This is a genomic window from Actinoplanes teichomyceticus ATCC 31121 (assembly GCF_003711105.1).
In the GTDB taxonomy this organism is placed as follows: domain Bacteria; phylum Actinomycetota; class Actinomycetes; order Mycobacteriales; family Micromonosporaceae; genus Actinoplanes; species Actinoplanes teichomyceticus.
In genome coordinates, this window is sequence record NZ_CP023865.1 from 4,923,485 (window position 1) to 4,936,194 (window position 12,710).

14 protein-coding genes are annotated in these 12,710 nt (G+C 74.2%); 8 read left to right on the forward strand and 6 right to left on the reverse strand.

All coding sequences use genetic code 11. The annotated features are described in order from the left end of the window. Positions 1 to 392: 392 nt before the first annotated feature. From ACTEI_RS21775 to ACTEI_RS21800, 5 genes are all read left to right on the forward strand, one after another. Entirely contained in the window at positions 393 to 764 is a 372-nt protein-coding gene (locus ACTEI_RS21775) for a hypothetical protein (protein WP_122982321.1), read from the forward strand. Between the two features lie 958 nt (positions 765 to 1,722). Next, positions 1,723 to 1,983, forward strand: a complete 261-nt coding sequence (locus tag ACTEI_RS21785; protein ID WP_122979338.1) for a hypothetical protein — start codon at positions 1,723 to 1,725, stop codon at positions 1,981 to 1,983. Positions 1,984 to 1,987: 4 nt separating this feature from the next. Beyond that, on the forward strand, positions 1,988 to 2,893 hold the full coding sequence (locus ACTEI_RS21790; RefSeq protein WP_122979339.1) for a hypothetical protein: 906 nt from the start codon (positions 1,988 to 1,990) through the stop codon (positions 2,891 to 2,893). An 81-nt stretch (positions 2,894 to 2,974) separates the two neighbouring features. Beyond that, positions 2,975 to 5,692, forward strand: a complete 2,718-nt coding sequence (locus ACTEI_RS21795; RefSeq protein WP_122979340.1) for an FtsK/SpoIIIE domain-containing protein — start codon at positions 2,975 to 2,977, stop codon at positions 5,690 to 5,692. Next, positions 5,689 to 6,390, forward strand: a complete 702-nt coding sequence (locus ACTEI_RS21800) for a hypothetical protein (protein WP_122979341.1) — start codon at positions 5,689 to 5,691, stop codon at positions 6,388 to 6,390. Before ACTEI_RS21795 ends, ACTEI_RS21800 begins: the two co-directional genes overlap by 4 nt. 7 nt (positions 6,391 to 6,397) lie before the next feature. On the opposite strand, the gene ACTEI_RS21805 is transcribed toward ACTEI_RS21800, so the two are convergent. Beyond that, positions 6,398 to 6,592, reverse strand: a complete 195-nt coding sequence (locus ACTEI_RS21805) for a hypothetical protein (RefSeq protein WP_122979342.1) — start codon at positions 6,590 to 6,592, stop codon at positions 6,398 to 6,400. Positions 6,593 to 6,692: 100 nt separating this feature from the next. Between ACTEI_RS21805 and ACTEI_RS21810 the strand changes: the two genes are divergently transcribed. After that, positions 6,693 to 7,619, forward strand: a complete 927-nt coding sequence (locus ACTEI_RS21810) for a 1-phosphofructokinase family hexose kinase (RefSeq protein ID WP_239082625.1) — start codon at positions 6,693 to 6,695, stop codon at positions 7,617 to 7,619. A 48-nt stretch (positions 7,620 to 7,667) separates the two neighbouring features. Here the strand turns inward: ACTEI_RS21810 and ACTEI_RS21815 are convergent, their stop codons facing one another. Further along, positions 7,668 to 7,856: a hypothetical protein gene (locus tag ACTEI_RS21815; RefSeq protein WP_122979343.1), complete on the reverse strand. Its 189-nt coding sequence runs from the start codon at positions 7,854 to 7,856 to the stop codon at positions 7,668 to 7,670. 158 nt (positions 7,857 to 8,014) lie between these two features. Between ACTEI_RS21815 and ACTEI_RS21820 the strand changes: the two genes are divergently transcribed. Further along, on the forward strand, positions 8,015 to 8,971 hold the full coding sequence (locus tag ACTEI_RS21820) for a DUF72 domain-containing protein (RefSeq protein ID WP_122979344.1): 957 nt from the start codon (positions 8,015 to 8,017) through the stop codon (positions 8,969 to 8,971). Between the two features lie 166 nt (positions 8,972 to 9,137). On the opposite strand, the gene ACTEI_RS21825 is transcribed toward ACTEI_RS21820, so the two are convergent. The 4 genes from ACTEI_RS21825 to ACTEI_RS39010 form a co-directional block, all read right to left on the reverse strand. Beyond that, entirely contained in the window at positions 9,138 to 10,031 is an 894-nt protein-coding gene (locus ACTEI_RS21825; RefSeq protein WP_122979345.1) for a DUF72 domain-containing protein, read from the reverse strand. A gap of 49 nt (positions 10,032 to 10,080) precedes the next feature. Continuing rightward, positions 10,081 to 10,503, reverse strand: coding sequence for a TraR/DksA family transcriptional regulator (locus ACTEI_RS21830; protein ID WP_122982323.1), 423 nt, complete (start codon positions 10,501 to 10,503; stop codon positions 10,081 to 10,083). A 213-nt stretch (positions 10,504 to 10,716) separates the two neighbouring features. Further along, positions 10,717 to 11,349, reverse strand: coding sequence for a nucleoside/nucleotide kinase family protein (locus ACTEI_RS21835; protein WP_122979346.1), 633 nt, complete (start codon positions 11,347 to 11,349; stop codon positions 10,717 to 10,719). 3 nt (positions 11,350 to 11,352) lie between these two features. Next, positions 11,353 to 11,904, reverse strand: a complete 552-nt coding sequence (locus ACTEI_RS39010) for a winged helix-turn-helix domain-containing protein (protein ID WP_275412289.1) — start codon at positions 11,902 to 11,904, stop codon at positions 11,353 to 11,355. Between the two features lie 276 nt (positions 11,905 to 12,180). Between ACTEI_RS39010 and ACTEI_RS21845 the strand changes: the two genes are divergently transcribed. Further along, the gene (locus ACTEI_RS21845) at positions 12,181 to 12,555 is read left to right on the forward strand and encodes an ankyrin repeat domain-containing protein (protein WP_122982324.1); all 375 of its coding nucleotides are present in this window, start codon (positions 12,181 to 12,183) and stop codon (positions 12,553 to 12,555) included. Positions 12,556 to 12,710 lie beyond the last annotated feature (155 nt).

A 12,710-nucleotide genomic window follows, 5' to 3' on the forward strand; every position in this document is an offset into this window, starting at 1 on the left:
GCCATCCCGACACCGGCGCACCCCATGCGGCCTCCGCCCCGCGCGACCGCCGGCGCACCCCGGTCGCCGCCCCGCCCCCGGACAACTCCGCCACCCCGGTCACCCCGGCCCCGCCGGACAACACCGCCACGCCGGTGTCCGCCGCCCCGCCGGACAGATCTGCCACGCCGGTTGCCGCCGCCCCGCCGGACAAATCCGGTATGCCGGTTTCCGCGGCACCGCCCGACAACGCCGCCACCCCGGTTGCCGCCACCCCGCCGGACTCTTCGCCAACCCAACTCGCCGTCGCGGCTCCGGACAGATCGGCCGCCGGTGTCACCGATGCCCCGTCCGACGACTTCCGCCCGCCCGGCTCCGCCGACCGTCGCGCCTCGCCGACGTCCCCGGTCCGGATGCCGCTGGTCGTCGTCGACGGCGCCAACGTGGTCGGATCGGTCCCGGACGGCTGGTGGCGCGACCGGGCCGGCGCCGCGATCCGGCTCCGCGACCGCCTGGCCGCGGTGCCCGGCACCGGCCTCACCGGCCTCCCGGCCCCGGTCGAGGTGGTCCTCGTGGTCGAGGGCAAGGCACGCGACATCCCGCAGACCCCGGACGGCATCCGGATCGAACGCGCCCCCGGCTCCGGCGACGACACGATCATCGACCTGGTACGCCGGGAACCCCGGACCCGCCCGATCGTCGTGGTCACCGCCGACCGCGGCCTCCGCGCCCGCGCCACCGCCCTCGGCGCCGAGGTCCGCGGCCCCTCGGTGGTCCCCCGCTGACCCGCAGCCCCTCCGCGGTCCCCCGGACCCCACGGCCCCCGCGGCCCAGCCGACCCCAGACCCCCGCGGCCCCCTGACCCCGCCGATGCCGCGGCCCCCTCATTACCCCCCAACCCCACGGCCCCCGCGGCCCCACCGCCCCCGCCGACCCCACAGCCCCCCGCTGACCCCGCGGCGCACCCGGTCGTCACCGACCGGATGCCGCGCACAGCGCGCCCCCGCAGATCCCGCACGCGCCGGGGCCGATCTCCCCAGGCGTCAACCCATCCCTGGTACGACATACCGGTCCCGTCCCCGGTCACGCGCCCCGTGGCGCTCTCGCGCGGCGTCACCGCCACGCACCACCATGCCGCGCCGCCAGACCCGGGCCGGTGCTGAACACCGTCACCCCACCCCGAAACCACCACCAGCTCCAGCCGAAGCCGCCCAGCCCGCGCTCAGCATCGTTATCCGGCGCCGAACGACCCCCACCACCAGCCGAACGCGCAAAGCCGGCGCTCGGCGCCCTTGCGCCCCACACCACCACCACCCGACGCCCCGAGGCTGGGACTCAGCGCCGTCATGTCAAGCCCGAACCACCACCACCAACACCAGCCGGAGCAGAACAGCTGGCGCTCAGCGCCCTTGCGCCCCACACCACCACCGGCACCAGGCGGCGCACGGCGGCCGGCACTCGGCGTGGGCGCCTCGCGCAGCCGAGGTGCCACGAACACCGCGCTGAGGCCGGAAGACGTGGCGCGCGGGGCCGGGGGCGAATCTTGCGCGACGCGCCGCATGATCCACAATGGATGTGCCGGGGAAGCGGGCATCACCAGGGCGATCATTCGCGTCGATCGTCGGACTGACAGTGCGCTTTTATGTCCGCGGTCTGCCAATTCCGGGCAGTCGGGGACGGCGCGGGCAGAACCGGGCGGTAGGCTGAGGTCGCAGGTGGGTTGAGTTACAGGAGGCCGAACGAGTGGCCAGTGTCGCCGAGGTCAGAGCGGCTGTGGACGCCGCGCTCCAGCAGGTCAACGAGGGGCAGGCGGCGATTCAAGCGGCTCGGGAGAAGCTCGGGGAGGCCCAGCAGAGCCTGGCCGCCGCGCTCGACGGCAGCGCGCACGACGCCGTCGGGACCGCCCATGCCTCGCTGTCCCAGGCCGATCAGCAGCTGGAGGAGTGCTACACCGCGACGCTGGTCGCGGTCGAGGCGGCCCAAACCTACACCGCGACACTCTGACGCGATGTCCCTGCTGCAGGAACTCGGCGCCCGGCTGCGGGCGGCCTCCGACGAGCTGCCGGACGGGCTGGTCATCGTGGCGCTGGAGAAACTGCGCAGCGCCACGGAGCTGCTCAACTGGGTGCGCGAGGAGTCCGAGCACAAGATGGGCGTCCCCGAGCTGGGCAGTGCCACCGAGCACGCGGAGCGGGCCGCCGCCGCCCTGCGCCTCGCCGAGGACGCGATCGAGTCCTACCTCGCCGCGCTGGGCCTGGGTGGTGAGCCCGGCGCCCCGCGCGGCCAGGAGTGGCGTACCGCGCTGCGCCCGGAGCCGGAGAAGGAGCAAGCACCGGCCGCGCCGGACGGCGGGCCGCCCACCGACGAGAAGCTCGGCCCGTGGTGGCAGGAGCGGGTGGCGCAGCTGACCGGGGAGCCCGCCCCGCGGGATCAGAAGGCGGTCGACACCGGCCGGCCGGACACCGCCGAGCTGCTGCGCCGGGTCGCCGCCGGGGTCCGCGCCGGTGACCGCGCCCGGCTCAGCCGGGAGCTGCACGCGGTCAACGCCTCGACCGGTCTGGGCCTGTCCGCGGTCACCCCGCCGGTGCTGCACCGGCTGGCCGGTGACCTGCTCGGCCACGAGCCACGGCCGGAGGACGTGCCACGGCTGCGGGCCGCCGCCGAGAACCGGGTCCGATCGCTGCTGCCGGGCACCTCGCCGGCCGTACTGGAGACGCTGATCGCCCGGATCTGCCGGGTGCCGGCCCAGCAGCAGGGCGAGCGGCCGGCCGGGCACCCGGCGGACAACGCGGTCACCTCGAGCGTGCTGACCGGGGTGCTGCTGGCCCGGCTGGGCCGGGACGCCGGCGCGCTCGATCCGGACGCGCCGGAGCCGGTGCGGCCCCGCGCGGAGGCCGGTGAGCAGCGCCCATGACCGGCCCGCTCCTCATCACTGCGACGGCGCTGCGGATCACTGCGACGGCGCCCCTCATCACTGCGACGATGCCGGCGGGTCATGGCTGAATCCACCAAACAGCAGGTCATGGAGATCCGGGCCGCGCTGTCCCACGCGCTGGGCACCGCGGAGAACGCTCTCGAGAGCGCCCGGCACGAGGAGGGCGTCGCGGCCGCCCGGTGGGAGCGGGTCAACGCGGCCGCCGAGAGCCGGCGGCGAAAGCTCGCCGCGGCCCGCGACGAGCGGTTGCGTTCCATCCAGGAGTGGCACGACACCGAGCTGGCCGCGCTCGCCGGCGCGGCGGCCGGGGCAGCCGACCGGGCCGCGCCCGGAGCGGCCGGTGAGCCGTGGCCGTCCTGGGAGGCGACCCCGCTGCCGAAAGCCGCGGAGCTGCGGATCGGGCGGCTGCTGCTGCCGGCCCCGCCCGGCCGGCCGGCCCCGCCCGGCGACCAGCCCGGTCGGCCGTGGCAGTGGGACGAGCAGTCCCCGCCGCCGGACCCGGAGACCCCCGAGGTGCCGGCCCTGGTGCAGCTGCTCGACCACGGGCACGTCGTGGTCCACGGCGACCGCGCCCTCGGCGACGACGTGGTGGCCGGGCTGCTGCTGCGCGCCCTCGGGACCAGCACGCCGGGCACGGTGCAGGTGATCGGCCACGACCCGGAGCACCTCGGCGGCGGGCTGGCCGGGTTCGCCCCGCTCGCCCCGGTGCGGGTGCTCACCCTGGTCGCCCCGAACGGGCTGGGCGCGCTGCTCGACGACCTGGTCGCGCACGTCCGGCGGATCAACGAGACGGTGCTGGCCGGGGAGTACTCCTCGCTGCGGGAGCTGCACGCGGCGACCAACCGGCGGCCCGAGCCGTGGCGGGTCGCGGTGCTGCTCGGCGCCGGCGAGCTGAACCGGCACGAGCGCACCCAGCTGGACCGGCTGCTGCGTACCGGGGCGGCCTGCGGGGTGCACCTGATCGTGCACGGGCCGGCCGTCGACCCGGCGCCCGGCATCGAGGTGGTCACCGCGGCCCCCGGCGACGGCGCGCGGATCGGCAGCGCCGGCGACCTGCCCGTACGTCTGGATCCGGGACCGCCGCAGCAGACGCTGACCGCGACCTGCCGGCAGATCGCCGAGGCGGTCGCCGCCGGCCCCGCGCCGGTGGCGCTGGACAGCCTGCTGCCCCGGCCCGACGAGGAGTGGCGGGAGAGCTCGGCGACCGGGCTGACCGCGCCGCTGGGTGACAGCCCGCGCGGCACCCGGGTCAAGGTGACGCTGAGCGACTATCCGCCGCACGCGCTGATCGCCGGGCCGTCCGGCACCGGCAAGACCAACTTCATCTACGCCTGGCTGGGCTCGCTCGCCGCCCGCTACTCCCCCGCCGAGCTGGCCTTCTACCTTCTCGACTTCAAGGAGGGGGTGTCCTTCGCCCGGTTCGCGCCGGGCCGGCGCGACCAGAGCTGGCTGCCGCACGTACGCCTGGTCGGGGTGAACGTCAACACCGACCGTGAGTTCGGTCTGGCCCTGCTCCGGTTCCTCGGCGGCGAGCTGCGCCGCCGGGCCGACGCGGCCAAGCAGCACGAGGTGACCAACCTGGCCGAGCTGCGCGCCGAGGATCCGGGTGGGCACTGGCCGCGGATCGTCGCCGTGGTGGACGAGTTCCAGGTGCTGCTGGCCGGCCGGGACGCGGTCACCACCGAGGCTGTCGACCTGCTCGAGGACCTCGCCCGGCGGGGCCGCTCGCAGGGCATCCACCTGGTCCTGGCCAGTCAGGACGTCTCCGGCATCGAGGCGCTGTGGGGCCGCCCGGCGCTGGTCGCCCAGTTCTCGCTGCGGATCGCCCTGCCCCGGGCCCGCCGGGTGCTCGCCGAGCAGAACACCGCCGCCGAGTCGCTGCCCCGCTACCACGCCGTGGTGAACTCGGACTCCGGGGCGACCGAGGCCAATCAGATCGTCCGGGTGCCGTCGGCCGGCGACCGGGAGCAGTGGAGCTCGTTCCAGCACCGGCTGTGGCGGCGCCTGCCGAAGGACTCGCTGCCGCCCCGGCTGTTCGACGGCGACGCGCGCCCGCGCCTGGCCGACAGCCCCGATTTCCGGGCGCTGACGCCGGACGACTCGAGCGCGCCGGTGGCCCTGCTCGGCGAGACGATCGACGTGATGTCCCGCTCGGCGCGGACCGTGCTGCGCCGCGCGCCCGGCCGCAACCTGGCCGTGCTGGGCACCCGGGTGGAGGAGGCGTGCGCGGTGCTGGCCACCGCCGGCCTGTCGCTGGCCGCGCAGTTCGCCCGGGACGGGGCACGCTTCTCGATCGCCTGTTTCGACCCGGACGCGCGGGCCGCCGCCGAGGCGCTGCACGCCCGTATCCCGGACTGCGGCTGGTACGACTCGTCGAATGTCGACTGGCTGCTGGAGGACGCCGCCGCCGAGTCGACCGCGGCGTGGCCGGCCGACCGCCCGCACTTCATCCTGCTCTACGCGGCGGACGCGCTGCCCGGCGGCCGGACCGCGGGCGATCAGCTGCGGACGGTGCTGCGGCAGGGCCCGGAACGCCGGCTGCACGTGCTCGGCTGGTGGCGCGGAGCCGGGCTGCTGCGGGACACGCTCGGCGGGCAGGGGTCGCGGACCGACCCGATCGGCGCGTGGGTGGCGCTCGACGTGCACGGCAGCGAGCTGGCGCCGTACTACCCGGGCGCCGGGGCGCCGAACTGGTACCCGCGGCCCTGGCGGGCGCTGCACTTCGACCGGTCGGTGCATCGCGGCGCCGAGGTGATCATTCCGTACGGTGCCTCATGAGCGATCTGGAACCGGCCGACTTCGAGCGGGCCGACTACCGAACCGTCCTGCGCCGGCTCACCACGCTCGACCAGCGGGCGGCCGACCTGCGTGCGGAGGCGGTCGCGTGGCACGACGCGCAGCGCGCGGCGGCCGACGAGGCGCTGCGCGAGGCCGAGGAACGGGTGCGCGCGGCCCGCAGCGCGGTCCGGGACGCACGGCGTGAGCTGGAGGAGGTGGACGCGCGGGCGGCCGGGCTGTGGTCGGAGTTCGTCCACCGGGTCGGGCCGGTGGCGGAGCGGTTCGGGCGTACGCTGCCGGCGGCCAGCATCCCCCGGCAGCGCAGCGACCGGCCGGCCCTGGACTACCTCGCCGAGGTGGAGAAACGCATCAAGTGGGCGCCGCCGGCCCGGCCCATCACGTTCGCGGTCAAGGTGCTGTTCGTGGTGCTCGGACTGGTCGGCGGGATCCTCGGCGCGATCGGGAACCAGGTGCTGCGCCAGACCGGCGCCGCCTCGACCGGGGACTGGCACGAGGCGGCGCCGGTGGTGGCGCTGCTGGTGATGCTGGCCTGCCCGGTGCTCGCCGTCGTCGGGGCGAAGGTGGTCGCGGACCGGCGCAAGGTCGGCCTGGACACCGCGACCGTGGTCACCGTGCTGACCACCGGGCTGGTCACCGCGATGCTGCTGTTCACCGCGATGCAGTACGCCCGGCCGTGAGCGGCGGTCAGTCGGGCGGCCCGACCGGGCTGCCCAGCCGGTCCGGGCTGTCGGCGAGCGTGCCGGGCACGGCGCCGTCGTCGCCGAGCTCCGGATCGGCCTGGAAGTCGGCGTCGTCGGGCCGGTAGTCGTCGTCGGTGGGCTGGTACCCGACATCGCCCGGGTCGGCCACGCTGCTGAGGTCGTCGTTCGGATCGGTCATGGCCGCTGAGGTACCCGCGGGGCGCCCGCCGCATGTCCGCGCGGCAGCGAATTCACCCATCTTTCAGGAATGTCGCGCGGCCCCGGGGTATCCCGGTGGGATGGCTGACGAAGACATCGGGCGGATCATGGTGTTCGCCCCGGTTCCCCAGTTGACGGTGACCATCGAGCAGGCCACGGGAGCGGAGGAGTTGCACGTGCACGCCGGCAGTCAGGGGATCTGGCAGGCCCGGATGTGCCACGCGCTCGGCGCGCCGATCACGCTGTGCGGCGCGGTGGGCGGCGAGATCGGCGACGTCATCGCCGGGGTGCTGGATTTCCCGGTACGCCTGGTCCGGCGCGCGCAGAGCAGCGGGTGGTATGTGCACGACCGGCGGGCCGGGGCCCGGACGACCGTGGCCGAGCACGCCGGCGAGCCACTCGGGCGGCACGACGCGGACGAGCTCTACACCGCGGCGCTGGCCGAGGGGCTGCGATCCCGGGTGAGCGTGCTCAGCGGGCCGGCCGCGCCGGGCGTGGTGGACCCCTCGCTGTACCGGCGACTCGCGTGCGACCTCGGCAACCATGGCGTCCAGGTGGTGGCGGACCTGTCCGGGCAACTGCTGGAGGCGATCCTGGACGCCGGGGTGGCGTTCCTGAAGATCAGCCACGAGGAGCTGATCGACGCGGGGCGGGCCGCGGACGACAGCCTGCCGGCCCTGGTCGACGCGGCTCGCAAGCTGCGCGCCGACGGGGCGGCGCAGGTGCTGATCAGCCGGGCCGAGAAGGCCGCGCTGGCGCTGGTCGGCGACGAGACGCTGCTCGTCGAGCTGCCGCCGCTGGAGGTGGTGGACCACCGCGGGGCGGGCGACTCGATGACCGCCGGGGTGGCGACGGTGCTCGCCGGCGGGGGCGACCTGCGGGAGGCGATCCGGACCGGGGCCGCGGCGGGGGCGCTCAACGTGACCCGGCACGGGCTGGGCACCGGGCACCGGGACGCGGTGCTGGAGCTGGCCCGGCGGGCGCGGCTGACGCCGGTGGACGCCTGAGACGAGCCGCTCGGCAGAGGGCCGGGTCGGGGCGGGCACGGCCGGCGGTCAGCGTGGCGGGCTCATCGCACGACGCCGCTCGGCCTCCTCGACGAGGGCCGCCGGGACGTCCGGGTGCTCCCCGGCGCCGTGGGCCTCGTCGTACTCGAAGTCGCCGCCGGCGTCGTACTCGGGTCCGGTCTGCTCGCCAGGTCGGCGCGGGATGTTCGCGTTCGGGGTTCGCGGTGAATCGGTCATGTCTCTACGTCTACCCGCCGGTCACCGAGCATACCCGCCGGTCCTGGCGGTTCACCCGGTCGGTTCCGGCCCGGGCCGCCGGCGGTGCCGGGGTCGGCTCACCGGCTCCGGTCGCGGCTCGGCGGATGGAGCCGGGAGGCGGTGGGTAAACGGTCGGTGTGCTGTGGATCGGGACCTCGGGCTGGCAGTACCGTGACTGGCGCCCCACGGGCGGCGACGACACCGGGTTCCTCTACCCGGCCGGGTTGCCGCAGCGGCTGTGGCTGGAGCACTACGCCGAGCGGTTCGCGACGGTCGAGGTGAACAACGCGTTCTACCGGCTCCCCGAGCGGGACACGTTCGCGGCCTGGCGGGAGCGGACCCCGGACGGGTTCGTCGTGGCGGTGAAGATGAGCCGGTACCTGACGCACATCAAGCGGCTGCGGGAGCCCGCCGAGCCGGTGGCGCGTTTCCTGGACCGGGCGCAGGGACTCGGGGACAAGCTGGGGCCGGTGCTGCTGCAGCTGCCGCCGACCCTGCGGGCGGACCTTCCGGCGCTGGAGGAGACGCTGGCGCGGTTCCCGGCGTGGGTGCGGGTGGCGGTGGAGCCGCGGCATCCGACCTGGTTCACCGCCGAGTGCGAACAGCTGCTGCGGCGCCACGGCGCCGCGCTGTGCTGGGCGGATCGGAAGAGCCGCCCGATCACCCCCCTGTGGCGTACGGCGGATTTCGGCTACCTGCGCTTCCACGAGGGCACCGCCCGGCCGTGGCCGCGCTACGGGCGATCGGCGCTGCGATCCTGGCTGGACCGCATGTATCCGCCGGCCACCCACTCGCACGCGGAAGTGCCGACCGGCGCGGAAGGGCCGACCGGCGCGGAAGCCCCGCCCGGCGGGCACGGGACGGCCCCGGCGCCCGCGCTGACCGACGTGGTGGCCGCGCGGACGGACCGCCGTGGTGCGCACGACGCGAGGCCGGAGGGCGGCGGTGTCCGGGAGTGGTTCGTGTTCTTCAACAACGACCCCGGCGGCGCCGCGGTCATCGACGCCGGGGCGCTGGCCGGGATGGCCGCGCGGCGCGGGCTCCCGGTGACCCGCGCCCCGCGGGTGCCGCCACGCCCGGCCGTGTGTCGTTGACAGGAGCCGGACCACCGGGTCCCGGCGGGGCGGATCGCCCAGCCCCGCCCGGATCCACTGCCGTTCCCGGGAGGATCAGGGCGCGTGCGACTGTCAAGCAAGACACGCCGAGGAACGCGGAGGCATCGCACCGAAATCGCCGTGCAGCGTCATTACCGGGTGCCGGTCAGCCGGCCGGCGCCGGCACCGCGGCATCGCCCAGCAGGTCGATCAAGGTTGCCGCATTGCGCTGGGCGAAATCAGCGCAACAATTGTTCATCAACACATGTGTGTTCTTCGCCTCATCGGCGAGTGCGCGAAGTTTGGGCGCCCACTCCGCGAGTTCCGCACGGGAATACAGATAGCCGAACTTTTCATAGATGTCCTTGCTCGTCCACTTGTCACTGTGACCGTGGAAACGCACCACCGCCAAGTCCGCGGTCGCCGCCATCACCGGTGGGACCGAGGACTTGTGGCCCTGTGGCATGTCGACCGCGACGTACGGCAGTTCGTGCGCGCGCAGGAAATCCAGCGTCTCGTCCCGGTTGGCCCCCTCGAACCAGCTCGCGTTGCGGAATTCGAAGACCGGCCGCAGCGGCTTGCAGCGGTCCACGACCTCCAGCAGGAAGTCCCTGTTGGACCGGCGGATGCCGAACCACGGCGGGAACTGGAACAGCAGCGCGCCGAGCTTGCCCGCCTCGGCCAGCGGGTCGAGCGCGGCCAGGAACCGGCTCCACACCTGCTCGTACGCCTTCGGGGGCAGGTCCTGCGGGTAGACGTTCTTCTTCGTCGTCTCCGGCCGCAGGTCCTTGTAGAGCGCCGACACCCTGGTGGGATGCCCGGTGAGGAGGCTGAACGCTTTGATGTTGAAGGTGAAGCCGGGAGGCGTCCGCTGCGCCCACAGCCTCGTCGTCTGCTCGCTGGGCGGGCCGTAGTAGGTCGCGTCGACCTCGACCACCGGAAAGTTCTTCGCGTAGTGCGCCAGCCGCTTCTCCGGCGTGTCCGCGCCCGCCGGGTACCACCCGGAGGCGAGCAGGGTCTTGTCGGTCCACGAGGCGGTGCCCACCCGGATCGTTCCCATCACGGTCCTCCCCCGGGGGCCTGCCGGACGGCCGGCCCCCGGCGACTGCTCAGCTCGCCCGACGCTCCCGGACCTGCTTGCAGTTGACGCATGTGGTGGCCGACGGGAACACCTCCAGGCGCTCCACCGGGATCGGGTTGGAGCAGCTCTCACAGTTGCCGTACGTCCCGTCCTCCAGGCGCTGCATGGCGTGCTCCGCCTGCGTCCGCCGGTCGAGCAGGGTCCGCAGCAGCGACGTGGCGGCGTCCCGCTCCGCCGTCTTCGACCCGCTGTCGGCCTGGTCGTCGCCGGCCGCGTCACCGATCTCGACCAACCGCAGCCGCTGGTTCTGGGCGACGGCCTCTTCGTACTCCGCGTCGAGCTCCTCGAACCTGGTCCGCAGGAGCACCCGGATGTGCTCGACCTCCTCGGTCGAGCGCCCCTTCGTCGCGCTAGCGCCCTTACCCGCAACAACCGCTCCGTTGACGAGCATGCAGTCCCCCTGCCCTTCCCTCAGCCCCAGCCGGTGGGCATCGCCCGGGTCGTCAGCGTCCCGGTCCGGCTCGATGTGGTGGAGCCGCGTCATACCCACCGCCGGAGGTCCCAAACCGGGCCCCCGCGAAAAAGTAACCGGAGCATAACTGTCAGTGGTCGAATACACCACCGACTCGGCACACAGGTCTTGTGCCGACGGTCACCCTGAAGGTCAGTCCAACGCTGTGACCAGGGCAGGATGCCGTGGATCGTCCACTCGCACGACCACATCGGCGAAAGTTTCCGGGGCCACCTCGCCGGCGTACCGGGCGAAGGCGGGCAGCGTCCAGCGCGCCTCCGGGGCGGTCCGGCGGTCCAGCGCGGCGGCGGAGAGCGCAAGGTGGACGGTGAAGTCGAAGGGCAGCCCGGAGCCGAGCAGCAGCGGACCGCTGACCAGCACGATCGCGTTGCCCGGGAGGACCCGGTAGGGCTCCCGGGCAGCCCGGTCGACGGTCGCGTCCCAGAGCCGGGTGACGATGCGGCCGGAGCCGCCCGCGGCCGCCGGGTCGAGCACCTCGCGGATCAGCCCGGCCTCGTCGAACCAGCCGGTGTAGAACGAGTCGGGGTCGGACCGTCCGAACTCCAGCCGGAGCGAGGCGGGGCGAAGGAAATCCCTGGTGTCGATGCGTACGGCCGGGCGGCCGCGGACCCGCAACGGATCGACCAGAGCGTCGGCGAGCCGGGCCGGGTCCGCCGCGTCCGCGCCATCGACGGCCACCCGGATCCTACTGTCGGATTCCCGACTCACCAGCCGCTCGACGAGGTCGTCGACGAGGACGGCGAACGAGACGGGACGCACACGCATGGCTCAATCCTGCGGCATGACCGTGATCCGCGCGTCGTCGGCCAGCCGGTAGCCCACCCCGTAGACGGTGGTGACGGCGGGCACACTGGCGCCCAGCTTGAGCCGCAGCCGGCGCACGTGCACGTCCACCGTGCGCTCGCCGGCCCGCTCGTAACCCCACACCGCGGCGAGCAGCTGCGCCCGGCTGAACACCCGGCGGGGGCGCTCGGCGAGGTAGAGCAGAAGATCGAACTCGAGCCGGGTGAGCGGCACCGGCTCGCCCTCCAGCAACACCTGGCGCGAGCTGGTCAGCAGCCGAACCTCCGGCCCGGTGGGGACCGGCTCCGGCTCCGCCTCGACCGGCATCGCGGGCTCCACGGTCACCGTGCCGCGGCTGAGCTCGACCAGCTCACGCACCGCGGCCAGCAGTCGGTGCGCCTGTGGAGAGATCGCGTCGCAGGTGAGTGGAATGGCGAGCGTCACGGTCAGCGCCGGTTCGGTGCGCCGGTTGGCCGGGCCACGGCCCGGTCCGGCGGAACGACGATCGGCTCGCGGCGACAATGCGCTGACCGGCATCAGATTGATCCCCCAAAATTTGCTGCGGCAAGCGAATACGACTGATCACTCTGCGTAAAGCGGGGACGATATTTCCCGCCCGCCGTCACGTGGGTCAAGTCGCCAACCACACTGTGGGAAAGACGTTCCACATTCTTCCGCCTGGCGCAAATGCATTCCGCGAACGGTTTCTGTCAGCCGCATTAAGCATTGCCGAACGCGCGGGTCGGCCGGATCGGCGGTAGGCTCGGCCCGGTGACGGACCTGGATGCAGAAACGATCGAGTTCGCCCATCGGATGTTCGATCTGGCGCGCGCCGGCGACACCGCCGAGCTGGCCGCCAACATCGCCGCCGGCCTGCCGGCCAACCTGACCAACAGCAAGGGCGACACCCTGCTGATCCTGGCGGCCTACCACAACCACCCGGACACGGTGCGGGCGCTGCTGGCCGGCGGCGCCGACCCGGACCGGGTCAACGACCGGGGCCAGACCGCGCTGGCCGCGGCGGTGTTCCGGCAGAACCCGCAAACCGTGCGGATCCTGCTGGCGGCCGGCGCCGACCCGCAGGCGGGCGGGCCGTCGGCGATGGCGACGGCCGAGTTCTTCAAGCTGCCGGAGATGGCCGCGCTGCTACGCGGGGACACCCCCACGGGACCGCCGACACAGGCGTAGGGGGCGCCGAGCAGGCCCGCGCCAGCGCGGCACATCCGCGGGGCCAGCACGTCCGCGCGGGGCCCAGCACACCCGCGCAGGGCGCAGAGGCCCCAGGGCGGGCCGCCGCAGCGCGCGGAGAGGGTGGGGAGACGCCACGGCGCGCGCAAGGGGTG

What these genes read in the sequence shown, in the direction of transcription:
- ACTEI_RS21775 (WP_122982321.1), top strand. Translation starts at nt 393, where the DNA reads ATGCCGCTGGTCGTCGTCGACGGCGCCAACGTGGTCGGATCGGTCCCG.
- ACTEI_RS39010 (WP_275412289.1), bottom strand. Translation starts at nt 11,904, where the DNA reads ATGCCGGTCAGCGCATTGTCGCCGCGAGCCGATCGTCGTTCCGCCGGA.
- ACTEI_RS21810 (WP_239082625.1), top strand. Translation starts at nt 6,693, where the DNA reads ATGGCTGACGAAGACATCGGGCGGATCATGGTGTTCGCCCCGGTTCCC.
- ACTEI_RS21805 (WP_122979342.1), bottom strand. Translation starts at nt 6,592, where the DNA reads ATGACCGATCCGAACGACGACCTCAGCAGCGTGGCCGACCCGGGCGAT.
- ACTEI_RS21835 (WP_122979346.1), bottom strand. Translation starts at nt 11,349, where the DNA reads ATGCGTGTGCGTCCCGTCTCGTTCGCCGTCCTCGTCGACGACCTCGTC.
- ACTEI_RS21790 (WP_122979339.1), top strand. Translation starts at nt 1,988, where the DNA reads ATGTCCCTGCTGCAGGAACTCGGCGCCCGGCTGCGGGCGGCCTCCGAC.
- ACTEI_RS21830 (WP_122982323.1), bottom strand. Translation starts at nt 10,503, where the DNA reads ATGCTCGTCAACGGAGCGGTTGTTGCGGGTAAGGGCGCTAGCGCGACG.
- ACTEI_RS21825 (WP_122979345.1), bottom strand. Translation starts at nt 10,031, where the DNA reads ATGGGAACGATCCGGGTGGGCACCGCCTCGTGGACCGACAAGACCCTG.
- ACTEI_RS21795 (WP_122979340.1), top strand. Translation starts at nt 2,975, where the DNA reads ATGGCTGAATCCACCAAACAGCAGGTCATGGAGATCCGGGCCGCGCTG.
- ACTEI_RS21845 (WP_122982324.1), top strand. Translation starts at nt 12,181, where the DNA reads ATGTTCGATCTGGCGCGCGCCGGCGACACCGCCGAGCTGGCCGCCAAC.
- ACTEI_RS21815 (WP_122979343.1), bottom strand. Translation starts at nt 7,856, where the DNA reads ATGACCGATTCACCGCGAACCCCGAACGCGAACATCCCGCGCCGACCT.
- ACTEI_RS21800 (WP_122979341.1), top strand. Translation starts at nt 5,689, where the DNA reads ATGAGCGATCTGGAACCGGCCGACTTCGAGCGGGCCGACTACCGAACC.